Source organism: Herminiimonas sp. NPDC097707 (assembly GCF_044761395.1).
GTDB lineage: Bacteria > Pseudomonadota > Gammaproteobacteria > Burkholderiales > Burkholderiaceae_D > Oxalicibacterium.
On the sequence record NZ_JBIWCI010000001.1, the window covers coordinates 1154115 to 1175772 of the forward strand.

A 21658-nucleotide genomic window follows, 5' to 3' on the forward strand; every position below is an offset into this window, starting at 1 on the left:
TTTGAATTCATTGGTCGGGACGGAGTGATTCGAACACTCGACCCCTTGCACCCCATGCAAGTACGCTACCAGGCTGCGCTACGCCCCGACAAGAGCAAAATTATACCAGAGCAATGCTGTTTTTTCGCCATGCAAAAACTCTGAGCATGAAATGTACTACTTCAGCAGCGTCAGGATTTCCATCAGTTCGTTACGAATCGCAAGTACGGCATTGGGATCGATGGTCACAACATCCATCGGCATATCCTCATCGCTTCTCGCTTCCAGAATCCGGCTATCCAGCTTGTTGCGCGCACCACTGATCGTGAAACCCTGTTCGTAAAGCAGTTCGCGAATACGGCGTATCAGCAATACTTCATGATGCTGATAATAGCGCCGATTACCGCGCCGCTTGACCGGCTTCAACTGAGTGAACTCCTGCTCCCAGTAGCGTAAAACGTGCGGCTTTACACCGCACAATTCGCTGACTTCGCCGATTGTGAAATAGCGTTTGGCAGGAATTGGCGGCAATGCTGCCAATTCAGCTTTGTTGATCCGTTCGTTCATCTAATTCAGCTGGTATGTGCGAGTGACGCCTGGTTGGAAACTTCGACCATGCCTTTTAGCTTTTGACTGGCATGGAAGGTAACGACGCGGCGGGCAGTAATTGGAATCTCTTCTCCAGTCTTCGGATTACGCCCTGGACGCTGCGGTTTGTCACGCAACTGAAAGTTACCGAAACCGGAGAGTTTTACCGCTTCGCCACGTTCCAGCGCATTACGAATTTCATCAAAGAATGTTTCAACCATATCCTTGGCTTCGCGTTTGTTCAAACCGACTTGCTCGAACAGCAACTCCGCCAACTCAGCCTTGGTCAGGGTCGGCAAATCCTTTTCCGCCTGCGAACGTACCTGTGCCTCCAGCATGGCGCGATTGAGATCGGCTGCCAATACGGACTGGAGTTCGGTGGAATTCACATCATTCATATTGGTTATATTCACGGCTCGGGTTGCGACTTCGTCATGCACGTAATTTAGCCCCATGCTTGGCACCGGCAGCGACGATCAACGCGGCCATTGCCGCATCTACCAGATCATCTTGCAGGGTTAATTGAGTATCTTGCAAGGTGCAGCGGAAAGCAAGGCTTTTTTCGTCAGACTCCAAGCCCTTGCCGCGATATTCATCAAATAAAACAACGACTTGCAAGATGTTGCAAATTGGATTTATTTTCTTTTCGGCAACAAAAACATCCATCAAGTCTTGCATGGAAACGGTATTCTTGACTACCAGAGCCAAGTCGCGTGTTACCGCAGGGAATTTTGAGATTTCCTTGTAGGACGGTACGCTCACCTGTTGCAAACTACTTGTCTCTACCTCGAACAAAACTGGTGCCAGTGGCAAATCGTACTTTTGTTGCAAGCGCGGATGCAGTTCACCGATAAAACCGATTACCTTGCCATCGAGTAAAACATTCGCCGAACGGCCCGGATGCAGTGCAGGATGTTCGACTTTGGCGAAAGTCAGCATCTTCGGAGCAAACAAGGCTTCCAGATCGGCTTTGACATCGAAATAATCGACGTTGCGCGAATCCATGCCCCATTGCTCTTCCACGATGGGACCGTAGGCAATTGCAGCGGCATGTTTAGGCTGGTCGTAACCGGCCACAGACAGCGGACCGTCTTGATCTATGTTGTTACGCAAATAAACAGCGCCGATTTCAAACAGACGAATACGGCTGACCTTGCGGTTCAGGTTGTAGCGCACATTGGCGATCAGATTGCCTATCATCGATGAACGCATCACGCTCATCTGGCTGGCAATCGGATTGAGCAGTTTGATTGGATTGCTGTTGCCTGCAAAGTCTGCTTCCCACGCCTGCTCGACAAAGCTGAAGTTGACCACTTCCTGATAGTCGGCATCGGCCAACTGGCGACGAATCGTGAACAGCGAACGCGTGTTCTCGGGACGAATGCGTATCGCATTGGTCGCAACTGGCGGCAAGGCTGGAATATTCTCAAAGCCGTAGACACGTGCGATTTCTTCGATCAGGTCTTCTTCGATTTCGATATCGAAACGATAGGACGGTGGCGTGACTGAAAACACGCTGTCTTTTTGCGTGAACGGCAGTGCGAGACGGGTAAAGATGTCGGCGATCTGTGCATCGGTCAAGGGTACGCCGATGACCTTGACGGCACGCGCAGTGCGCACGCTGACAGGATCGCGTTTGGGCAGATTGACGATATGGTCGTCGATCGGGCCAACTGCTGTTTTATCTTTTTGGCCGCAAATCTCGACGATCAATGCAGTAATGCGTTCGATGTGCTCGACCGTCGTTGCAAAGTCGACGCCGCGCTCGAAGCGATGTGCGGCATCGGTCGAAAAATTGAAGCGACGTGCGCGACCTTGAATGGCATTCGGATACCAGAACGCAGCTTCCAGATAAATATCCTGCGTATCGAGCGACACAGCCGTCGCGTCGCCACCCATGATGCCGGCCAGCGATTCGATTTGCTGGTCGTCGGCGATCACACCTATCCACTCATCAACGGCAACCGTGTTGCCATTCAAAAGTTTCAGCGATTCGTCTTTTTTACCCCAGCGCACATTCAGGCCGCCGTGGATCTTGCCCAGATCAAACACGTGCGTCGGACGACCCAGCTCAAGCATGACGTAATTGGAGATATCCACCAAAGCAGAAATCGGACGTTGGCCGCTACGCTCCAGACGCTGTTTCATCCAGTCCGGCGTACTTGCCTTTGCATTCAAGCCGCGTATGATGCGACCGGAAAAACGACCGCACAAATCCGGAGCGGAAACCGTCACTGGCAACACATCGGCAATCGTGGCTGCTACAGCCTGATACGTCGGCATTCTCAATGGCGTGCCGGTCAAGGCGGAAACTTCACGTGCGACACCAAGTACAGACAAACAATCCGCCTTGTTCGGCGTCAGTTTGATGGTGAATTTCAGATCATTCAGTTGATAGTAATCGCGGAAATTCTGGCCGATAGGCGCATCCGACGGCAAATCCATCAAGCCGCCCTGTTCATCCGACAACTTGAGTTCTTTCGCCGAACACAACATGCCTTGCGATTCCACACCGCGCAAGGCGCCAACCTTGATCTCGAACGGCTTGCCATCTTCACCCGGCGGCAATACTGCACCAGCCAATGCGCAAACGACTTTCATGCCGGCGCGCACGTTAGGCGCACCGCATACGATGTTCAATAATGTTCCGGTGCCGGCATCGACCTGGCAGACATTCAGGCGATCGGCGTTCGGATGCTTGGCGATCTCGCGTACTTCAGCCACCACGACATTCGAGAATGGCGGCGCAACCGGTTCGACTTCTTCGACTTCCAGACCGGACATCGTCAACATGTGCGCCAATTCGTCCGACGTCATGTTCGGATCGACCATCGTACGGAGCCAGCTTTCGGAAAATTGCATGATTTAAAAACCTTTTGCCACAGACATCACAAATACAGAAAAAATCAGGGCACGCGCCTATTCAGCATGCCCTGCCTTGTTGCTGCTAGTTGAATTGTTTCAGGAACCGCAAATCGCCTTCGTAGAACAGACGCAGATCATTGATGCCATAACGCAGCATCGTCAGGCGTTCAAGGCCGGAGCCGAACGCAAAACCGATGAATTGTTCCGGATCGAATCCCATATTGCGCATCACGTTCGGATGCACCTGGCCAGCGCCCGACACTTCGAGCCAGCGGCCTTTTAACGGACCACTTCCGAAAGCGATATCGATCTCGGCCGACGGTTCGGTGAAAGGGAAATAGGATGGACGGAAGCGTACCTGCAGATCGTCGGTTTCAAAGAAGGCTTTGACGAAATTGAGATACACGCCTTTCAAATCGGCGAAGCTGATGTTCTCGTCTATCCACAAACCTTCGACCTGATGGAACATCGGCGAGTGCGTTGCATCGCTATCGACACGGTATGTACGACCAGGTGCGATGACGCGGATCGGTGGTTTGTTCATGCGCGCATAGCGCACCTGCATCGGGCTGGTATGCGTACGCAGCAGCAAAGGCTTGCCTTGCGTATCGTTGCCTTCGATGTAGAACGTATCCTGCATCGAACGTGCCGGATGATTTTCCGGGCTATTCAATGCGGTGAAATTGGTCCAGTCGTTTTCGATCTCGGGGCCGTCTGCCACATCGAAACCGATAGAGCCGAAAATCTCTTCCACACGCTGCCATGTACGCATGACAGGGTGTATGCCGCCGGTACCGCGACCACGGCCAGGCAAGGTAATGTCGATGGCTTCCGCATTCAGGCGGGATTCCATCTGTGCATTGGACAAGGCGTCGCGACGCGCCGTCAGCGCAGCCTCGATCTTCTCTTTTGCGGAATTGATGACAGCGCCTTGCGTCTTGCGCTCATCCGGCGCGAGCTTGCCCAGGCTCTTCATCTGTTCGGTAATCTGTCCCGTTTTGCCGAGGTATTTCGCTTTCGCGTTTTCCAGCGCGGCGGCATCATCTGCAGCAGCAAAATCGGTCTGGGCTTGAATGACAAGTTGATCTAGGGGATTCATGCGGTTTGTTTTCGTCCTTAGCAAGGAAGCCGAAAAGGAAAGCCCAAAAGGCCGTGCAAAAATAAAAACGGGACATAGGTATGAACCCTGCCCCGCTCTCGGATATTGCTGCACCGTCCGAAGACAGTGCATACGATCACAACTTAAGCAGCGATGGTAGTTTTCACCTGATTCACGATTGCCGCGAATGCTGGCTTGTCCATCACAGCCATATCGGCCAGGACTTTACGGTCCAGCTCGATGGATGCGCGTTTCAGACCGTTCATGAACACGCTGTATGTCAGGCCATGTTCACGCGATGCTGCATTGATACGGGTGATCCACAAAGCGCGGAAAACGCGTTTCTTGTTACGACGATCGCGGTATGCATATTGACCAGCGCGCATAACTGCTTGCTTGGCAATACGGTAAACCTTGCTGCGACGACCACGATAGCCTTTGGCTTGATCGAGGACTTTCTTATGACGGGCCCGTGCTGTGACCCCACGTTTTACTCTAGGCATGATTGCTCCTGATTATTTGAGTGAGGTTAAGCGTTCGGCATCATTGCGCGTACGGATACCATGTTGGTGTCATGAACACCGACAGAACCGCGCAATTGACGTTTATTTTTTGTGGTTTTCTTGGTCAGAATATGACGCTTGAAAGCTTGGCCGCGTTTAACGGTCCCACCTGGACGTACACGAAAGCGCTTTTTGGCGCCGCTTTTCGTTTTCATTTTAGGCATGACACTATCTGTCCTTTGGGGACAGCTCCATTTTTAACATGATTGCAGGTGGCAGCAATTTCGCCACACTTGGATGCCTGCTCTCACTTGTTATGCAGCGGAATCGAGTCCACTGCTATTTTGCACCAGCCGCCCGTTGCCGGACGGCTCGTACGAAACTCTATTATTTCTTCTTCTTCGGCGACAGAACCATGATCATCTGACGGCCTTCCATCTTGGGAAACTGCTCGACCTGGCCATATGGCTCCAAATCAGCCTTCAAACGTTCCAACATACGGAAGCCAATATCCTGGTGCGCCATTTCACGGCCGCGGAAACGCAGCGTGATTTTGGTTTTATCACCATCGTCCAGAAACTTGATCAGATTGCGCAGCTTGATGTTGTAATCGCCATCATCGGTGCCAGGCCGGAATTTGACTTCCTTGATCAGAATAACTTTCTGCTTGAGCTTGGCTTCGTGCGCCTTCTTTTGTTCCTGATATTTGAACTTGCCGTAGTCCATCAGGCGAGCGACCGGTGGTTGCGCAGTTGGCGCAATCTCTACCAGATCGACGTTAGCTTCTTCCGCAAGGCGGAAGGCATCTGCCAGACTAACGATACCGAGTGCCTCATTTTCGACACCACTCAAACGCAATTCAGGCGCTGTAATTTCACCGTTGATCCGATGCGACTTGTCAGTAGCTATTGCAATTTCCTTTTAAAATTAAATAATTAAGCCGTGCTCTTGCGCTATGGGTTTGATCCCTCAGGCTTTGGTTTCAACCTCATGATTGAGGCGCTCCACCAATAAATCGACAGGCATGACACCCAGATCGACATTACCTCGCGCTCGCACGGCCACTGTACCTGCGTCCCGTTCCTTGTCGCCAATTACTATAATGTACGGCAGCTTCTGAACAGAATGCTCGCGTATTTTATAGGTTATTTTCTCATTACGCAAATCGACGTGCACCCTAAACCCTTGTTTTTTCAGGTTTTGCGCAACGGCTTGTGCGTAATCGGCTTGTGCGTCTGAGATGTTCAGCACGGCAATCTGAACCGGGGCTAGCCATAATGGCAAGGCGCCAGCGTGGTTTTCGATCAGCATGCCGATAAAACGCTCGAAGGAACCCAGGATTGCCCGGTGCAACATGACCGGAATTTTCTTGGTGTTGTCTTCTGCGACATATTCCGCACCCAAACGTGCAGGCATCGAGAAGTCGACCTGTATCGTGCCGCATTGCCACATACGACCGATCGCATCCTTCAGTGTGTATTCGATCTTCGGACCGTAGAATGCGCCCTCGCCCGGTGAAATTTCATACGTGCAGCCTGAACGATCCAGCGACGCAATCAGTGCAGCCTCAGCCTTGTCCCACGCCTCATCCGAACCGACACGTTTTTCAGGTCGTGTTGCGACTTTATAAATGACATTGGTGAAACCGAAATCGCGATATACCTTTTGCAACAATGCAGTAAAGGCAACACATTCATCCAGAATCTGGTCTTCGGTGCAGAAAATATGGCCATCATCCTGCGTAAAGCCGCGCACACGCATCATGCCGTGCAAGGAACCTGACGGCTCGTTACGGTGACACTGACCGAATTCGCCGTAACGCAGCGGCAGTTCGCGATATGAACGCAAATCCGAAGCAAAAATCTGTACGTGGCCCGGGCAGTTCATCGGCTTCAACGCATACGAGCGGTTTTCCGACTCGGTGGTGAACATGTTTTCTTTATAGTTTTCCCAGTGGCCGGATTTTTCCCACAGGCTGCGATCCAAAATCTGCGGCGCTTTTACTTCCTGGTAACCGTTGTCCTGATAAACACGGCGCATGTATTGCTCGACTTGCTGCCAGACTGTCCAGCCCTTCGGATGCCAGAAAATCAGGCCCGGCGCCTCTTCCTGGAAATGGAACAGATCGAGTGCACGCCCCAGCTTGCGATGATCGCGCCTCTCAGCTTCTTCCAGCATGGTCAGATAGGCTTCCTGCTCTTCCTTCTTGGCCCATGCGGTGCCATAGATACGCTGCAGCATTTCATTCTTGGAATCACCGCGCCAGTAGGCGCCGGCCAGCTTCATCAGCTTGAATACTTTCAGCTTGCCGGTCGACGGCACGTGCGGGCCGCGGCACAGATCGGTGAATTTGCCTTCGGTGTACAGCGACACATCCTGATCAGCGGGAATCGACGCAATGATTTCTGCCTTGTAGGCTTCGCCTATGGATTTGAAATACTCAACCGCTTCGTCGCGCGGCAAGACTTGACGGGTAACCGGCTCGTCCTTTTTCGCCAGCTCGGTCATTTTCTTTTCGATCGCCAGTAAATCTTCCGGCGTGAATGGGCGTTTATACGAAAAATCGTAATAAAAGCCGTTTTCGATGACCGGACCGATGGTTACTTGCGCATCAGGGAACAGTTCCTTTACCGCGTAGGCCAGCAAATGCGCGGTGGAATGGCGAATGACGTCCAGACCTTCAGCATCTTTATCGGTAATGATAGACAGATCACTGTCCTGCTCGATCAAGTACGAGGTATCAACCACATTGCCGTTGACCTTGCCGGCGAGTGCCGCCTTGGCAAGACCGGTACCGATATTGGCAGCGACTTGCGCCACGGTGACCGGGGAATCGAATTCGCGTTGCGAACCATCAGGAAGGCGGACTGTAATCATTTTGCTCTCCGTTTCAGCGGGGACTTGCTTGCTGACGCTAGATTAATTGAACAACAAAAAATGCGGACGAAAAAAAACGCGGGCTAGCCGCGCTTTTTCAAATAGTAATGACGAAAAAGAACCCGACTTAGCGTCGCTCGGAAACCAGTGTGGTTGTCGTTCGCGGTGTCATAACCGGGTTTGCCTTTCTCGCTCTTACAGGTTTTACCAATTTTTCGTTGGTAGGCACGATTGGACTCGAACCAACGACCCCTACCATGTCAAGGTAGTGCTCTAACCAGCTGAGCTACGCGCCTAAAGAAGCGAAATTATAGCGACAAATTATCTTCTTAGCTAGTGCTTGTGCAAACTTGTTTGAAAAAACTCTATACGGCGCTTTTTATCGTGCAGAAGCGGCAACGCATTCTGCACTCACTTTAACGGCATCAATGGCGTCTGGCGGCCAATACGCCCTTTACTTCACGAATGACGGCCAGCGCTTTCTGCAATTGCGCAGTAGAAGCGATTTCCGCCGTGAACGCCATGCGCGCCTGCCCCTTCACGCTTTGTGTACTGACGCCGATCACATTGATTTTCTCACGCAGGAAGATATCGGAGATGTCGCGCAACAAGCCTTGCCTGTCGCTGGCCAGCACGAAAATATCGACTGGATATACAGTCGCCGATTCTGTTTTTCCCCACGCGGTTTGCACTACGCGTTCGGGTGCCTTGTGCCGCATTTCAACAAAATTCTTGCAGTCCGCACGATGTATCGACACCCCTTTGCCGCGCGTAACAAAGCCGACAATTTCATCCGGCGGCGCCGGCTTGCAGCACTTTGCCAGCTGCGTCATCAAGCCATCGGTACCGACCACCAGCACACCGGACTTGGCACCGTGCATGACGCTGGACGCGCGACTCTTGCGCGGAATGACCACATCTTCCAGTTCGGCCTGCGCGGCAGCGCTTGCTTCGTCGCCACGCAAAGCCTGTTCCACTGTGCGCAAGCTGAACTCATCCTTGCCTACCGCCAGGAACAAATCGTCGAGTTTGGCAAAGTCCAGTTTGTGTGCAAGTTCTTCCAGATTGACGGCAGTCTTGCCTTCACGCTGCAGGGTTTTTTCAATCAGCGCACGTCCGCTGGAAAGCGTCTCCTGCTGATCGATTGCATTGAACCAGGCACGCACCTTGGAACGCGTGCGCGGGCTCGCGGCATAACCGGGCGAAAGCCAGTCGCGCGACGGACCGACTGTGCCTGTCACGGCGCTGGCGCCTTTGGCGGTAATGATGTCGACAGTCTGACCATTTTTCAACACTGTATTGAGTGGCACCAATACCCCATCGACGCGCGCACCACGGCAACGATGCCCGACATCGCTGTGCAGGTGGTAAGCGAAATCGATAGGCGTGGCGCCGTTCGGCAACTCGATTACGCGCGCCTGCGGCGTCAATACATAAATGCGGTCATCCAAAGTGGCGGACTTTAGTTTTTCCACCCAGTCGCGATGCACGTCTTCCTGCCCGACGACGGTATCAACGACTTCGCTCTTCCACGCCAGCAATTGACGCAGCCAGGCAATTTTTTCATCATACTTTTGCCCGGCAAAATTCGAGCCGCCCGATTCCTTGTAGCGCCAATGCGCAGCCACGCCGTATTCGGCAAAGTCGTGCATATCGTTGGTACGCACCTGCACTTCCAGCGGTCGACCATCCTCTGCAATAACAATCGTATGCAGGGATTGATAGCCATTGGCTTTGGGGCGCGAGATGTAATCGTCGAACTCTGCCGGTATCGGCGTCCAGATGTTGTGCACGATACCGAGCACCGTGTAACAGGTTTTCACATCGTCGACGATCACGCGGAATGCGCGCACATCGTACAAATCGGAGAACTCGATTTCCTTGCCGCGCAGCTTGCTCCAGATACTGAAAATGTGTTTCGGCCGGCCGAAGACTTCGGCCTTGATGCCGGCTGCGGCCATTTCCGACTTCAGGCGCTTGATCGAATTTTCAACGAAGGCTTCGCGCTCGACGCGTTTTTCTTCCAGCAGCGATGCAATGCGCCGGTACGCTTCAGGTTCGAGGAAGCGGAACGATAAATCCTCCAGCTCCCATTTCAATTGCCAGATGCCGAGCCGGTTTGCCAGCGGCGCATACAAGTCGAAAGTCTCGCGCGCATATTGCCGCGAACGCTCATTTAGCAACTTGTTGTCGGCGAAGTAACGCAGCGTTGTGACACGCGTACCGAGACGTACCAGCACCACACGCATATCGCTCGCCATGGCCAGCAGCATCTTGCGCAATACTTCGAGTTGCGCTGCCGCTTCCTGCGCCGCGTTCTTGTTGCGCGCTGCTTCATGCTGTGTGAAAGTGGCTTCATGCAAACGCATCAACTGACGCACTCCCGCCACCAGATCACTCACCTCTTTGCCGAATCGTTCTTCGATTTTTTCGGCAGCCGCCGGCGCGATCATTTCCAGTTCAAATAGCAAAGCAGCAATCCGCGTATCGGCATCGGTTTCCAGCTCGGATAAAACGGTCGCCACGCCTTGCGCAAATTCGAAGGCATCCTGCTCGCTTTCAAACGCATCCTGTCCTGCAGAAACGCTCTTGCCGGTATAAAACGGTTTGACGTATGCAAGCGCATCCATCACGCGAGCACTATCGTGCTCTGTCAGGCCGGAGCGGAGCAACGCAGGTACGTCGCTCTGTGTTGATGCTAAAGAAACCATTACCAACCTAGGAAGATGCTGCAACCACAATAATTTCAATCAGACGCTGTGCATCGGGAAACTGCACTGCAACCGTTGCTCTGGGCGGCGCATGCCCTTCCGGCACCCATTCATTCCACGCGGCATTCATGCCGTCGAAGTCATTGGTATCGGCAATAAATATCTGACACGACAAAATACGGGTTTTATCGCTACCGGCTTCCGCCAGCAGACGATCGATATGGCCCAGCACTTCGCGTGTCTGGCCCTGAATATTCTGCGCCGTATCTTCTGCAATTTGTCCCGCCAAGTATACCGTGCCATTATGTATGGCAACTTCCGACAGCGTATCGCCTATATGCAAACGTGTGATGTTCATGTTATTTCAGTATAAAAATCCGGCTGCAAACATCAGTTCAGGAAAAAATCTTTTGCGATCGCAATCTGCGCCTCACTCAAAAAAGTCGGCGCATGCCCGATTCCGGGCAGCTCCACCAACCTGGCTTTCGGGCCGCGCTGCGACATCTCCAGTGCCGTTTCCGGCGACAGCAAATCGGAATCGGCACCGCGCACCAGTAAAACAGGGCAAGTGATGGCATCGTAGGCGACCCACAGACGTTGCTCGTCCAACCTTGCACTTTCCGCAGTCACTTGCCTGAATGGCAGCGCCAGGCCCGGATCGTAGACGAATACCCATTGCCCCTGCGCATTCTGACGCATCACATCCGCCGCCAGCTTGCGCCATTGCCCATCGCTATGCGCACCAAATGACAGCGAGATCGCGCGCACGTATTGCCATGCCTCATCGAAGCTGGCAAAACGGACATCCTGCCCGACATATTCGCCTATGCGTGCCAGCGCTTGCGCATCGATGGTAGGGCCGATATCGTTGAGCAGCAATTTGCGTATCGGCGTATCCGGCAAAGACGCCAGCGCCATGCCAATCACGCCGCCCATCGAAGTACCGAGCCAGTGTACGGATTCCACGTCCAGGCGCGCAATCAGCGCCACCATGTCGCTGACGTATTGCGGCACTTGATAATATTGCGGATCGCGCAAATGCTCTGAACGCCCGCGTCCAACCACATCGGGACAAATCACACGGTAATCGTGCGACAGCACTTTTGCCAATGCATCAAAATCATCCGATACCCGCGTCAGGCCATGCACGCAGATCAATACTTTCGGATTGGCGGGATCGCCCCACTCTTTGTATGCCATCCGGTGCAAGCCGGCAGGAGAAAGGCATTGAACAGTTTTGATTTGAGTATGAGTCATGGCAATCGAAATTGGATATATGCCGTATTTTACGACTCTTGAGCGTAAAATCTTATCAAAGATCGCAGCATCTGAAATCTCAGCCTGAAAGGCCCATCATGCAAAACACACCTCTGCGCGGCAAAACGGCATTGATTACCGGCTCCACTTCCGGCATAGGCTTGGGAATTGCACGCGCACTGGCGCAGCAAGGCGCGCATATCGTACTCAACGGTTTCGGCGATGCAAATGAAATCGCCGCGCTGCAAGTCGCGCTGACGAAGGACTACGGCGTACAGACGATTTATCATCCGGCCGACATGTCCAGACCACAGGAAATCGCGGCGATGATGCAATTTGCTGCCGAAAAATTCGGTAGTGTCGATATCCTGGTCAACAATGCCGGTATTCAGCATGTTGCAGACATCGAAGATTTCCCGGTCGAAAAATGGGATGCGATTATCGCCATCAACCTCTCTTCCGCATTCCATACAACACGCCTCGCGCTTCCCGCAATGAAAGAGAAGAACTGGGGACGCATCATTAACATTGCATCCGCACATGGCCTGGTCGGCTCGGCACAAAAATCAGCCTATGTCGCGGCCAAGCATGGCATCGTCGGATTATCCAAAGTCGCGGCACTGGAAACTGCGCAAACCGGCGTCACATGCAATGCGATCTGCCCCGGCTGGGTGTTGACACCGCTGGTGCAAAAACAGGTCGATGTACGCGCAGAAAATGAAGGCGTATCCAATGACGAGGCCAAGAAAGGTTTGCTGGCGGAAAAACAGCCGTCGGGAGAATTTGTCACGCCGGAACAGCTGGGCGCTTTAGCGGTATTTCTTTGCAGCGAAGCCGCCAATCAGGTGCGCGGTGCGGCGTGGAGTATGGATGGTGGATGGACTGCGCAATAAAGATGCAAGAACTCGCACCGTTTAAAACTTTTAAACGGTGCTCTTTAAAAATCTTCAATCACAATCTTCTTCCTTGATTTTTCCCGGCGGTTAATGCAGCGCACTCACATCCAGCGGCGCGCCGGTATTTGCCACCACTTCTTCTTTCGTCACGCCAGGCGCCAGTTCAACCAGGTGCAATCCCTTTGGCGTGATATCGATCACGCCCAAATCCGTGATGATGCGATCGACTACGCCCACGCCGGTCAGTGGCAAATCACATGAAGATAAAATCTTGTGCGCAATCGAACCATCTTTGGCGCGTGCCATATGTTCCATCAACACCACAATGCGTTTGACGCCGGCCACCAGATCCATCGCACCGCCCATGCCCTTGACCATCTTGCCCGGTATCATCCAGTTGGCCAGATCGCCTTTTTCGGAAACCTGCATCGCACCCAGCAAGGCGATATCGATTTTTCCGCCGCGTATCATGCCAAAGGAATCTGCCGAACTGAAATACGATGAGCCCGGCAACGAGGTCACCGTCTGTTTGCCGGCATTGATCAGATCCGGATCGACTTCATCTTCGGTGGGAAACGGACCTATCCCGAGCAAACCGTTTTCCGATTGCAGCCAGATGTGAACATCTGCCGGGATGAAATTGGCAACCAGGGTCGGCAAGCCGATGCCGAGATTGACGTAAGCGCCATCATGCAATTCCTGTGCTGCGCGTGCAGCCATTTGGTCTCTGGTCCATACCATATCGTTCTCCGCGTATTTTTCAACTAGCTGGCACGCAAGGTACGCTGCTCTATGCGTTTTTGCGGATGCGCATTCAACACGATGCGATGAATGAAAATACCCGGCGTATGCACATCGTCGGGATCGATCTCGCCGATCTCGACCAGCTCTTCCACTTCCACCACGGTGATTTTCCCCGCCATCGCCACATTCGGATTGAAGTTGCGCGCCGTGTGCCGGTACACCAGATTTCCGGCCTTATCCGCCTTGTATGCCTTGACGAGAGAAACATCAGCAATCAGCGCGCGTTCCATCACATATTGCTCACCATCAAATTCACGCACTTCCTTGCCCTCCGCAACGACAGTGCCTATGCCGGTTCTGGTAAAAAATGCCGGGATGCCGGCGCCACCGGCGCGCAGTTTTTCGGCCAGCGTGCCTTGCGGCGTAAATTCCACTTCCAGTTCACCGGCCAGGTACTGACGCTCAAACTCCTTGTTTTCGCCTACATAGGAGGAAATCATTTTCCTGATCTGGCGCGTTGCCAGCAATTGCCCCAGTCCGGCATCGTCCACGCCTGCATTGTTGGAAATTGCCGTCAGGTTCTTCACGCCGGAGTCGCGCAATGCTGCAATCAGGGCTTCCGGAATTCCGCACAAGCCGAAACCGCCAACGGCAATGGTTTGCCCATCACTGACTATATCGGCCAGCGCCAGCGCTGCATCGGGATAAACTTTATTCATCGTCACCCTTCTTTGTGTAGAGTAAACCGTCACCAACGAGAACGTCTGTAGTGTGTCAGCCAGCATAAGACGTGGCGACGCCAATCACAATACCGTAGAACTACGAGTAGCAAGCTGAAAAGGCAGGGCATCAATGATGGACTCGGCAAACATAGACTATGAAAGCATCTTCCAGCATGCGCCTATCGGAATGTGTATCTCGCAGCATCGGGTGATACACGCCTGCAATGCTGCATTGACGCACATGTTTGGCTACCCGGACGGTGCACTGGCCGGATTGTCATTTTCCGTGCTGTACCCGAGCTACACAGAATTCGAGCGCACCGGTGCGCGCATCATTCCTATCATGAATGAAAAAGGTTCTTATTCGGACGAGCGCATCATGAAACGCGCAGATGGGCAGTTATTCTGGTGTCATGTCAGCGGCCGCGCATTGGTGGCGGATGATCCGCATGCGGCCGGCATCTGGACTTTCGACGATTTGAGTGAAAAGCGACCGGTGACGGCGGCGCTGACGCCGCGCGAACGTGAAATTGCCGCCATGCTGGTCGATGGGAAAACCAGCAAATTGATTGCGCAGCAAATCGGGCTCAGTCCACGCACAGTGGAAATGCATAGATCGAAACTGATGCGAAAATTTACCGCAAGCACTGCCAGCGAACTGATCAATCGCCTGCTAGGCGTGTTGCGGTAAATCGGTGCTGCATTAAATTTTGCCCCGACCTGAAGAGTAAAAACTTAATGCGCGCTCATGCCGTCGTCGGCCGTCATGATGGCGCCGTTGATGAAGTGCGATTCTTCCCCCGCCAATAGCAACAGCAAACCATCCAGATCTTCCGGCTTGCCGATACGTTTGCGCGGCAGGGTATCCAGCAACTGCTTCCCCTGTTCGCTCTTGAAGTACTCTTGATTAAGCTCGGTGCCGATGTAGCCCGGACAGATCGCATTGACGTTGATGCCGAACCTGCCCCACTCCACCGCCATCGCCTTCGTCATGTGCACCAGCGCCGCCTTGCTCATGCTGTACGCACCAAGTTCCGGTACTACGCGCAAGGCCGCGACCGAAGCAATATTGATAATGCAGTGCTGCTTCTTCGGATCGCCCTTGGCGCGCGCAATCATCCGCTTTGCCACTTCCTGCGCCACGAAAAATGCACCGCGCTGATTGGTATCCATCACGTAGGCGTATTCTTCCGGCGTCACATCGAGCAGGCGTCCGCTGGCGGTAACGCCGGCGTTATTGACCAGGATATCGATCGCTCCTGCTTCAGTTTCTGCATGTGCGATGGCAGATTTGATGCTGGCATAATCGGTGACATCCAGCGTCACGACATGCGCGGCGCCGCCCTCTGCCTCGATCTCGGCACGCAATTCCTTGAGTCTGTCTACACGACGCGCCGCCAGCACGACTTGCGCACCAGCCATCGCCAGTACTTTTGCAAAGCGTGCGCCAAGTCCGCTGGAAGCGCCGGTAATCAGGGCGACTTTGCCTTCAAAATTGACTTCTATGCCCACGACATTCTCCTGACTTGCTCTTGATTATTAACGTACGAAAAACAAAAAGTGACCTTGGAGGCGTTATGATTACACGAAAGCGCAGCAATGCGCGTTTTACACTTCGTACTCACTGCGAAACCGCGAGGCAATAAGGCCTTCGCATGCAGATAATTAGACTGTTTTTACCATGACCCAGACCCCTCTCCCAGAATCCAGCCTGTTAGCCCAATACGGTCCACGCGAAGCAATGGAATACGACGTTGTGATAGTCGGCGGCGGACCGGCCGGCTTGGCGGCGGCAATTCGACTCAAGCAACTTGCCGCCGAACAAAATCACGAAGTTTCCGTTTGCATTCTGGAAAAAGGCGGCGAACTGGGCGCACACATTCTTTCCGGCGCCGTCATGGATCCGCAGGCGCTGACCGAATTGCTGCCCGACTGGAAAGAGCTGGGCGCACCGCTCCATACTCCCGTCAGCGAAGACCGCTTCCTGTTCCTGACCGAGAGCAAAGCCTACAAAACACCAAACTTTCTGCTGCCGGCCTGTTTCCAGAATCACGGAAATTACGTCGTCTCGCTGGCCAATGTGGTCCGCTGGCTGGGGCAACAGGCCGAAGCGCTGGGAGTGGAAGTCTTCCCCGGTTTTCCGGCGGCAGAAATCTTGTACAACGACGATGGCTCCGTCAAAGGCGTGGCTACCGGCAATATGGGCATCAACCGTGCCGGCCAGCCGACTGCTGCTTTCCAGCTCGGAATGGAACTGCACGCCAAATACACATTGTTCGCCGAAGGTTCGCGCGGCCACCTCGGCAAGCAGTTGATGGAGAAGTTCAAGCTCAACCAGGGCAAGGCGCCACAAACTTACGGCATCGGCATCAAGGAGTTGTGGGAAATCGATCCGGCCCTGCATCAAGCGGGGCTCGTCATTCACACTGCCGGCTGGCCACTGAAGAGCGATACCTATGGCGGCTCCTTCCTGTATCACCTGGAAAACAATCAGGTCGCCGTCGGTTACGTAGTTGGTCTCGGTTACGACAATCCCTATCTGTCGCCGTTTGAAGAATTCCAGCGCTACAAAACACATCCGGAAATCAGCAAGTTCTTCAAAGGCGGCAAACGTATTTCCTACGGTGCACGCGCCATTACTGCCGGTGGTTTGCAATCCCTGCCCAAGCTGGTCTTTGGTGGTGGCGCATTGATAGGCTGTGAAGCCGGCTTCCTGAACGGCAGCCGCATCAAGGGCAGCCATGCCGCCATCAAGAGCGGCATGCTGGCAGCGGACGCCGCCTTCACGGCGCTTGCCGCTGGTCGCCAGTACGATGAATTGAGTGCGTATCCGGCCGCATTTGAACAGTCCTGGCTGCATGAAGAATTGCATGTCGCACGCAACTTCAAGCCGTGGATGAGCAAGGGCCTGTACACCGGCTCCATCATGTTCGGCATCGATCAAATGCTGTTGCGCGGCAAGGCGCCGTGGACCCTGCGTAATACGCATGCAGACCATGAATGCCTGCGCCCTGCCGCCGCGTTCCAGCCTATCGCGTATCCGAAACCGGACAACATCCTGACCTTCGATCGCCTGTCTTCGGTTTTCATCTCCAATACCAACCATGCAGAAGATCAGCCCATACACCTGACGCTGAAAGATTCGGCCGTACCGGTGCAAGTCAACCTGGCTGAATATGCCGGTCCGGAAGCACGCTACTGTCCGGCGGCGGTGTATGAATTCATCAAGGATGAGGCCGGTGCAGACAAGCTGCAGATCAACGCGCAAAACTGCGTGCATTGCAAAACCTGTGACATCAAGGATCCTACGCAGAATATCGTTTGGGTGACGCCGGAAGGCGGTGGCGGGCCGAACTATCCGAATATGTAAATATCTGCAGGAAAAGAAAAAAGCCGCTATGCGGCTTTTTTTACGATCTGTTTTTACTGCGCTGCGATCAAATTTTCCATTCACCGCGCAATATTTTTTCCAGCCAGAACGCGCCTATCACGGTCTTCACATCGGTAATCTTGCCTTCGCGTATCCAGCCCAGCAAATCGGATGGCGCAGCCTTGAAGGTTTCGAGGAACTCTTCGTCATCGAGCTTGCGTTCCCCTTCGATCAAGCCGCGCGCCAGATATAAATCCAGATGTTCATCAGCGTAGGCAATCGCATTGTGTATCGTGCAGACGAATTGCCAATCGCTTGCCGTATAACCGGTCTCCTCCAGCAACTCACGCTGGGCGCAGGCCAATGGCTGTTCGCCAGGATCGATTTTCCCGGCCGGAAATTCGATAAAGACACGATCCAGCGGATAACGAAACTGACGTTCCATTAATACAGAGCCATCGTCGAATAGCGGCAGAATCACGACGGCGCCAGGATGCTTGATGTATTCACGCGTAGTCGGCTGACCATTTGGCAGACGCACTGTATCGCGCTGCACTTTCAGGAAGTGGCCATCGTAGGCCAGCGTACTGTCGATGCGAATTTCTTTCAGATGATTATCCATATTCCGGCTCCGATAACGCTCTAGACATGCGACAGATGGAAATAATGGAAAAGCGTTTTTCCTGACGCTCAGTGATGATGCTTGCGCATATAGCGCATGACAAAACCTGGATAGGCCAGCACGAGGAATAGACAACCTGTAATGGCATAAAATTCCCAGCCTTGCGGGAACACGCTACCGATACGCAACTCCAGCAAGTCGGCCACCAGGCCGACCGCCAGATACAGCAGGAACAATTCGATCAGGCGCAACCAGACCGGCTTGATCTGGCGTGAAAAAGGAATGACGGCGAACAGACGCTCATTGAAGAATGGCAGGTTGGCGCAAAAGAGCGCCAACAAAATCACAAACCAGCTTGCCAGCGACACATCCATTCAGTAAGCGCCTGTCATCGCCATCAGGACGCGAGCGTCTTGATGATGGCAGCCGCACAGGCTGTCATCAGCGGCCCGGGCACCAGGCCCAAGGCCAGCAATGCTGCGCCGTTGATACTCAGGGTCACGGTGACATCCTTGCTGGCAACGATCTTCGCCGTATCAGCCGGTTCATCGAAGTACATGACCTTGACCACGCGCAGATAGTAGAACGCACCGATCAGCGAGAACAGCACCGCCACCACTGCGAGCCAGATTTGTCCCGTGCTCAGAACCGCTTGCAAGACTGCCAGCTTGGCGTAGAAGCCGACGACTGGCGGCACGCCGGCCAGCGAAAACATCAGCAACAATGTAACGAAGGCAAACCATGGGCTGCGTTGATTCAAACCTTTAAAGTCGTCAATGTTGTCCGCTTCAAAACCGGCACGCGACAACAGCATGATGACGCCGAACATGCCCAGCGTAGTCAGTACATACGTAATGACATAGAACATTGCCGCGCCATAGCCGTTGGTGGTCGCACCATCCGCACCCGCCACTACGCCAGACAGCAGGCCGAGCAGAATGAAACCAACTTGCGAGATGGTCGAATAGGCCAGCATGCGTTTGATATTGGTTTGCATGATCGCGGTAATGTTGCCGATCGCCATTGACAGCACGGCAAGTATCGTCAGCATTTGCTGCCAATCGATAGCCAGCGCAGGCAAGGCTTCCACCAGCAGACGTATCGTGATGGCGAATGCAGCCAGCTTCGGCGCACCGCCCAGCATCAGCGTCACCGCAGTTGGCGCACCTTGATAAACGTCCGGCACCCACATATGGAATGGCACGGCGCCAAGCTTGAACGCCAGGCCGGCCACCACGAATACCAGACCGAAAATCAGTACCGGCTTGTTGACAGCGCCAGTTGCAATCACACGCGCAACTTCAGTCAAATCGAGCGAACCGGTCGCGCCGTACAACATCGAAATACCGTACAGCAGGAAGCCGGAAGCCAGTGCGCCGAGGACAAAGTATTTCATCGCTGCTTCAATTGCCACAGCATTGTCGCGACGGAAAGCAACCAGCGCATACAGCGACAGCGACATGATTTCGAGACCGAGATAAATGATCAGGAAGTTATTGGCCGACATCATCACCATCTGACCGAGGACGGTAAACAGCGACAGGATGTAGAACTCGCCGCCCAGACGGCCATTCACCATTTGACGATCTTCCAGATACTGGCGCGAATAGATGAGCGTCAGGCCGACCGCAATATACGTGCAGAACTTGAGCAGGTTCGACATTGGGTCCGAGACGAACATATTGCCGAAACTGTAGCTAGTCGCGCCCGCATTGAAATCGCTCAGGCTGAGTACTGCGCACACAACCAGAGTTGCGAGCGACAATATATAAGTCAGGTAGCGTTTCGCATCCGACAGAAACAAATCGATCAGCAGAATTGCACAAGTCGCAATTGCCAGGAAGATTTCAGGAATGACAGGTATCAGATTCAAATTATTCATTTTGTCGCAGTGTGTGTGCGTTCAGTTGCGCGGTTGCAGAACGTTAAGGAAGCTTCGAAATCGCGACATGCTTGAGCAAATCAGCGACCGAAGTCTGCATAACATCTGTGAAAGGCGCCGGATACAGACCCATAGCCAAAACAGCAATGGCGAGCAGCCCAAGCATCAGGAATTCACGCTTGTTGATATCTGTCAGTTCCGCCACGTGGTGATTGGCAATAGCGCCAAAAAGCACGCGCTTGGCCAGCCACAGTGAATACGCTGCACCCAGAATCAATGCGGTGGCTGCCAGCATGCCGATCCAGAAATTGTATTGGACCGCGCCCAGAATCACCATGAATTCGCCAACGAAACCCGAGGTTGCCGGCAAACCGGCATTACCCATCGAGAACAGCACGAAGAATGCAGCGAATTTAGGCATGGTGTTCACGACGCCGCCGTAGTCAGCGATATTACGTGTATGCATACGGTCGTACAACACACCGATACACAGGAACATCGCGCCCGACACAAAGCCGTGCGAAATCATTTGTGCGATACCGCCCTGCACTGCCATGTCGTTGAACATGAAGAAGCCCAGTGTGACGAAGCCCATGTGCGCAATCGAAGAATACGCCACCAGCTTTTTCATATCCTTTTGCACCAGCGCGACCAGACCGATATAGATCACGGCGATCAACGACAGCGTGATCATGAAGCTGGACAGGTAATGACTGGCATCCGGCGTGATCGGCAGCGAGAAACGCAGGAAGCCGTATGCGCCGAGTTTCAGCATGATCGCTGCCAACACGACGGAACCGCCGGTTGGCGCTTCCACGTGAGCATCCGGCAACCATGTGTGCACCGGCCACATCGGCACCTTGACGGCAAACGCCATCAGGAATGCCAGGAAGATCAGGATCTGCGCATCCATAGGCAGCGGCAAGGTATGCCATGCCAGAATGTCGAAACTGTGACCGGACTTGAAGTACAGGTACAGCAATGCGACCAGCATCAGCAGCGAGCCGAAGAAGGTGTAGAGGAAGAACTTGATCGATGCATAGACGCGATTTGCACCGCCCCACACGCCGATGATGATAAACATCGGAATCAGTGTCGATTCAAAGAACACATAGAACAGCAAGCCGTCGAGAGCACAGAACACGCCGATCATCAAACCGGACAGGATCAGGAATGCACCCATGTACTGGCCTACGCGCTTCTCGATCACTTCCCAGCCTGCGATCACGACGAAAATCGTGATGAAGGCAGTCAATACGACGAACCACATCGACAAACCATCGACGCCGAGCGAGTAGTTGATGTTGAAAATATCAATCCACTTGAATTTTTCAACGAACTGCATACCGTGCGCTGCGTTATCGAACTTCTGTATCAGCGGCAAGGTCACCAGGAAACTGACGATGGCACCGACCAGCGATACGCTGCGCGCAACGTTTGGATTGTCGTCACGACCGAAAGCTATCACGACGATACCGAACGCGATTGGCAACCAGATCGCGAGACTTAACAGGGGAAATGTTGACTGCATCATGTTTTTATT

21 protein-coding genes and 2 tRNA genes are annotated in these 21658 nt (G+C 53.5%); 3 read left to right on the plus strand and 20 right to left on the minus strand.

The annotated features are described in order from the left end of the window. Nucleotides 1-11: 11 nt before the first annotated feature. The 13 genes from ACIQW9_RS05520 to ACIQW9_RS05580 form a co-directional block, all read right to left on the minus strand. A tRNA-Pro gene (locus tag ACIQW9_RS05520) sits at nucleotides 12-88 on the minus strand. Between the two features lie 68 nt (nucleotides 89-156). Then, a complete protein-coding gene (locus ACIQW9_RS05525) occupies nucleotides 157-546 on the minus strand; it encodes a MerR family transcriptional regulator (RefSeq protein WP_402333964.1) in 390 nt (129 codons plus the stop codon). A 5-nt stretch (nucleotides 547-551) separates the two neighbouring features. Continuing rightward, a complete protein-coding gene (locus ACIQW9_RS05530; protein ID WP_402337905.1) occupies nucleotides 552-965 on the minus strand; it encodes an integration host factor subunit alpha in 414 nt (137 codons plus the stop codon). Between the two features lie 34 nt (nucleotides 966-999). Next, a complete protein-coding gene (gene pheT / locus ACIQW9_RS05535) occupies nucleotides 1000-3429 on the minus strand; it encodes a phenylalanine--tRNA ligase subunit beta (RefSeq protein ID WP_402333967.1) in 2430 nt (809 codons plus the stop codon). An 85-nt stretch (nucleotides 3430-3514) separates the two neighbouring features. Continuing rightward, nucleotides 3515-4531, minus strand: a complete 1017-nt coding sequence (gene pheS, locus ACIQW9_RS05540) for a phenylalanine--tRNA ligase subunit alpha (protein ID WP_011871279.1) — start codon at nucleotides 4529-4531, stop codon at nucleotides 3515-3517. 143 nt (nucleotides 4532-4674) lie between these two features. Continuing rightward, on the minus strand, nucleotides 4675-5034 hold the full coding sequence (gene rplT / locus ACIQW9_RS05545) for a 50S ribosomal protein L20 (protein WP_011871280.1): 360 nt from the start codon (nucleotides 5032-5034) through the stop codon (nucleotides 4675-4677). 26 nt (nucleotides 5035-5060) lie between these two features. Continuing rightward, complete coding sequence (gene rpmI, locus ACIQW9_RS05550; protein ID WP_011871281.1) at nucleotides 5061-5258, minus strand: 50S ribosomal protein L35; 198 nt, start codon at nucleotides 5256-5258, stop codon at nucleotides 5061-5063. A gap of 163 nt (nucleotides 5259-5421) precedes the next feature. Further along, the gene (gene infC, locus ACIQW9_RS05555; RefSeq protein ID WP_083781003.1) at nucleotides 5422-5943 is read right to left on the minus strand and encodes a translation initiation factor IF-3; all 522 of its coding nucleotides are present in this window, start codon (nucleotides 5941-5943) and stop codon (nucleotides 5422-5424) included. Between the two features lie 60 nt (nucleotides 5944-6003). After that, on the minus strand, nucleotides 6004-7911 hold the full coding sequence (gene thrS, locus ACIQW9_RS05560; RefSeq protein WP_402333971.1) for a threonine--tRNA ligase: 1908 nt from the start codon (nucleotides 7909-7911) through the stop codon (nucleotides 6004-6006). 219 nt (nucleotides 7912-8130) lie between these two features. Next, nucleotides 8131-8207 (minus strand) — tRNA-Val (locus ACIQW9_RS05565). Between the two features lie 129 nt (nucleotides 8208-8336). Further along, a complete protein-coding gene (locus ACIQW9_RS05570; protein WP_402333974.1) occupies nucleotides 8337-10622 on the minus strand; it encodes a RelA/SpoT family protein in 2286 nt (761 codons plus the stop codon). Nucleotides 10623-10629: 7 nt separating this feature from the next. Beyond that, the gene (locus tag ACIQW9_RS05575) at nucleotides 10630-10980 is read right to left on the minus strand and encodes a RidA family protein (RefSeq protein ID WP_402333976.1); all 351 of its coding nucleotides are present in this window, start codon (nucleotides 10978-10980) and stop codon (nucleotides 10630-10632) included. 32 nt (nucleotides 10981-11012) lie between these two features. After that, nucleotides 11013-11879, minus strand: coding sequence for an alpha/beta fold hydrolase (locus tag ACIQW9_RS05580; RefSeq protein ID WP_402333979.1), 867 nt, complete (start codon nucleotides 11877-11879; stop codon nucleotides 11013-11015). Nucleotides 11880-11977: 98 nt separating this feature from the next. Here ACIQW9_RS05580 and ACIQW9_RS05585 point away from each other — a divergent pair, with 98 nt between their 5' ends. After that, nucleotides 11978-12772 (plus strand): 3-hydroxybutyrate dehydrogenase, encoded by a 795-nt coding sequence (locus ACIQW9_RS05585; RefSeq protein WP_402333982.1) that lies wholly within the window; start codon nucleotides 11978-11980, stop codon nucleotides 12770-12772. Between the two features lie 90 nt (nucleotides 12773-12862). On the opposite strand, the gene ACIQW9_RS05590 is transcribed toward ACIQW9_RS05585, so the two are convergent. Both ACIQW9_RS05590 and ACIQW9_RS05595 read right to left on the minus strand, forming a co-directional pair. Next, a complete protein-coding gene (locus tag ACIQW9_RS05590; protein ID WP_402333985.1) occupies nucleotides 12863-13516 on the minus strand; it encodes a CoA transferase subunit B in 654 nt (217 codons plus the stop codon). Between the two features lie 23 nt (nucleotides 13517-13539). After that, the gene (locus ACIQW9_RS05595; protein WP_402333987.1) at nucleotides 13540-14238 is read right to left on the minus strand and encodes a CoA transferase subunit A; all 699 of its coding nucleotides are present in this window, start codon (nucleotides 14236-14238) and stop codon (nucleotides 13540-13542) included. Nucleotides 14239-14371: 133 nt separating this feature from the next. Here ACIQW9_RS05595 and ACIQW9_RS05600 point away from each other — a divergent pair, with 133 nt between their 5' ends. After that, nucleotides 14372-14932: a LuxR C-terminal-related transcriptional regulator gene (locus ACIQW9_RS05600; protein WP_402333990.1), complete on the plus strand. Its 561-nt coding sequence runs from the start codon at nucleotides 14372-14374 to the stop codon at nucleotides 14930-14932. A 44-nt stretch (nucleotides 14933-14976) separates the two neighbouring features. On the opposite strand, the gene ACIQW9_RS05605 is transcribed toward ACIQW9_RS05600, so the two are convergent. Then, nucleotides 14977-15753, minus strand: a complete 777-nt coding sequence (locus ACIQW9_RS05605) for an SDR family oxidoreductase (protein ID WP_402333993.1) — start codon at nucleotides 15751-15753, stop codon at nucleotides 14977-14979. Between the two features lie 169 nt (nucleotides 15754-15922). Between ACIQW9_RS05605 and ACIQW9_RS05610 the strand changes: the two genes are divergently transcribed. Further along, entirely contained in the window at nucleotides 15923-17611 is a 1689-nt protein-coding gene (locus ACIQW9_RS05610; protein ID WP_402333996.1) for an electron transfer flavoprotein-ubiquinone oxidoreductase, read from the plus strand. Between the two features lie 67 nt (nucleotides 17612-17678). On the opposite strand, the gene ACIQW9_RS05615 is transcribed toward ACIQW9_RS05610, so the two are convergent. From ACIQW9_RS05615 to ACIQW9_RS05630, 4 genes are all read right to left on the minus strand, one after another. Next, nucleotides 17679-18233 carry an NUDIX domain-containing protein gene (locus ACIQW9_RS05615; protein WP_402333999.1) on the minus strand — a complete coding sequence of 185 codons (555 nt, stop codon included), beginning with the start codon at nucleotides 18231-18233 and terminating at the stop codon, nucleotides 17679-17681. Between the two features lie 68 nt (nucleotides 18234-18301). Continuing rightward, nucleotides 18302-18607, minus strand: coding sequence for a DUF2818 family protein (locus tag ACIQW9_RS05620; RefSeq protein WP_402334001.1), 306 nt, complete (start codon nucleotides 18605-18607; stop codon nucleotides 18302-18304). Between the two features lie 23 nt (nucleotides 18608-18630). Next, nucleotides 18631-20115 carry an NADH-quinone oxidoreductase subunit NuoN gene (nuoN, locus tag ACIQW9_RS05625; RefSeq protein WP_402334004.1) on the minus strand — a complete coding sequence of 495 codons (1485 nt, stop codon included), beginning with the start codon at nucleotides 20113-20115 and terminating at the stop codon, nucleotides 18631-18633. A gap of 43 nt (nucleotides 20116-20158) precedes the next feature. Then, nucleotides 20159-21649 carry an NADH-quinone oxidoreductase subunit M gene (locus ACIQW9_RS05630; RefSeq protein ID WP_402334007.1) on the minus strand — a complete coding sequence of 497 codons (1491 nt, stop codon included), beginning with the start codon at nucleotides 21647-21649 and terminating at the stop codon, nucleotides 20159-20161. Nucleotides 21650-21658 lie beyond the last annotated feature (9 nt).

What these genes read in the sequence shown, in the direction of transcription:
- ACIQW9_RS05525 (WP_402333964.1), bottom strand. Translation starts at nt 546, where the DNA reads ATGAACGAACGGATCAACAAAGCTGAATTGGCAGCATTGCCGCCAATT.
- ACIQW9_RS05530 (WP_402337905.1), bottom strand. Translation starts at nt 965, where the DNA reads ATGAATGATGTGAATTCCACCGAACTCCAGTCCGTATTGGCAGCCGAT.
- pheT (WP_402333967.1), bottom strand. Translation starts at nt 3,429, where the DNA reads ATGCAATTTTCCGAAAGCTGGCTCCGTACGATGGTCGATCCGAACATG.
- pheS (WP_011871279.1), bottom strand. Translation starts at nt 4,531, where the DNA reads ATGAATCCCCTAGATCAACTTGTCATTCAAGCCCAGACCGATTTTGCT.
- rplT (WP_011871280.1), bottom strand. Translation starts at nt 5,034, where the DNA reads ATGCCTAGAGTAAAACGTGGGGTCACAGCACGGGCCCGTCATAAGAAA.
- rpmI (WP_011871281.1), bottom strand. Translation starts at nt 5,258, where the DNA reads ATGCCTAAAATGAAAACGAAAAGCGGCGCCAAAAAGCGCTTTCGTGTA.
- thrS (WP_402333971.1), bottom strand. Translation starts at nt 7,911, where the DNA reads ATGATTACAGTCCGCCTTCCTGATGGTTCGCAACGCGAATTCGATTCC.
- ACIQW9_RS05570 (WP_402333974.1), bottom strand. Translation starts at nt 10,622, where the DNA reads ATGGTTTCTTTAGCATCAACACAGAGCGACGTACCTGCGTTGCTCCGC.
- ACIQW9_RS05575 (WP_402333976.1), bottom strand. Translation starts at nt 10,980, where the DNA reads ATGAACATCACACGTTTGCATATAGGCGATACGCTGTCGGAAGTTGCC.
- ACIQW9_RS05580 (WP_402333979.1), bottom strand. Translation starts at nt 11,879, where the DNA reads ATGACTCATACTCAAATCAAAACTGTTCAATGCCTTTCTCCTGCCGGC.
- ACIQW9_RS05585 (WP_402333982.1), top strand. Translation starts at nt 11,978, where the DNA reads ATGCAAAACACACCTCTGCGCGGCAAAACGGCATTGATTACCGGCTCC.
- ACIQW9_RS05590 (WP_402333985.1), bottom strand. Translation starts at nt 13,516, where the DNA reads ATGGTATGGACCAGAGACCAAATGGCTGCACGCGCAGCACAGGAATTG.
- ACIQW9_RS05595 (WP_402333987.1), bottom strand. Translation starts at nt 14,238, where the DNA reads ATGAATAAAGTTTATCCCGATGCAGCGCTGGCGCTGGCCGATATAGTC.
- ACIQW9_RS05600 (WP_402333990.1), top strand. Translation starts at nt 14,372, where the DNA reads ATGATGGACTCGGCAAACATAGACTATGAAAGCATCTTCCAGCATGCG.
- ACIQW9_RS05610 (WP_402333996.1), top strand. Translation starts at nt 15,923, where the DNA reads ATGACCCAGACCCCTCTCCCAGAATCCAGCCTGTTAGCCCAATACGGT.
- ACIQW9_RS05615 (WP_402333999.1), bottom strand. Translation starts at nt 18,233, where the DNA reads ATGGATAATCATCTGAAAGAAATTCGCATCGACAGTACGCTGGCCTAC.
- ACIQW9_RS05620 (WP_402334001.1), bottom strand. Translation starts at nt 18,607, where the DNA reads ATGGATGTGTCGCTGGCAAGCTGGTTTGTGATTTTGTTGGCGCTCTTT.
- nuoN (WP_402334004.1), bottom strand. Translation starts at nt 20,115, where the DNA reads ATGAATAATTTGAATCTGATACCTGTCATTCCTGAAATCTTCCTGGCA.
- ACIQW9_RS05630 (WP_402334007.1), bottom strand. Translation starts at nt 21,649, where the DNA reads ATGATGCAGTCAACATTTCCCCTGTTAAGTCTCGCGATCTGGTTGCCA.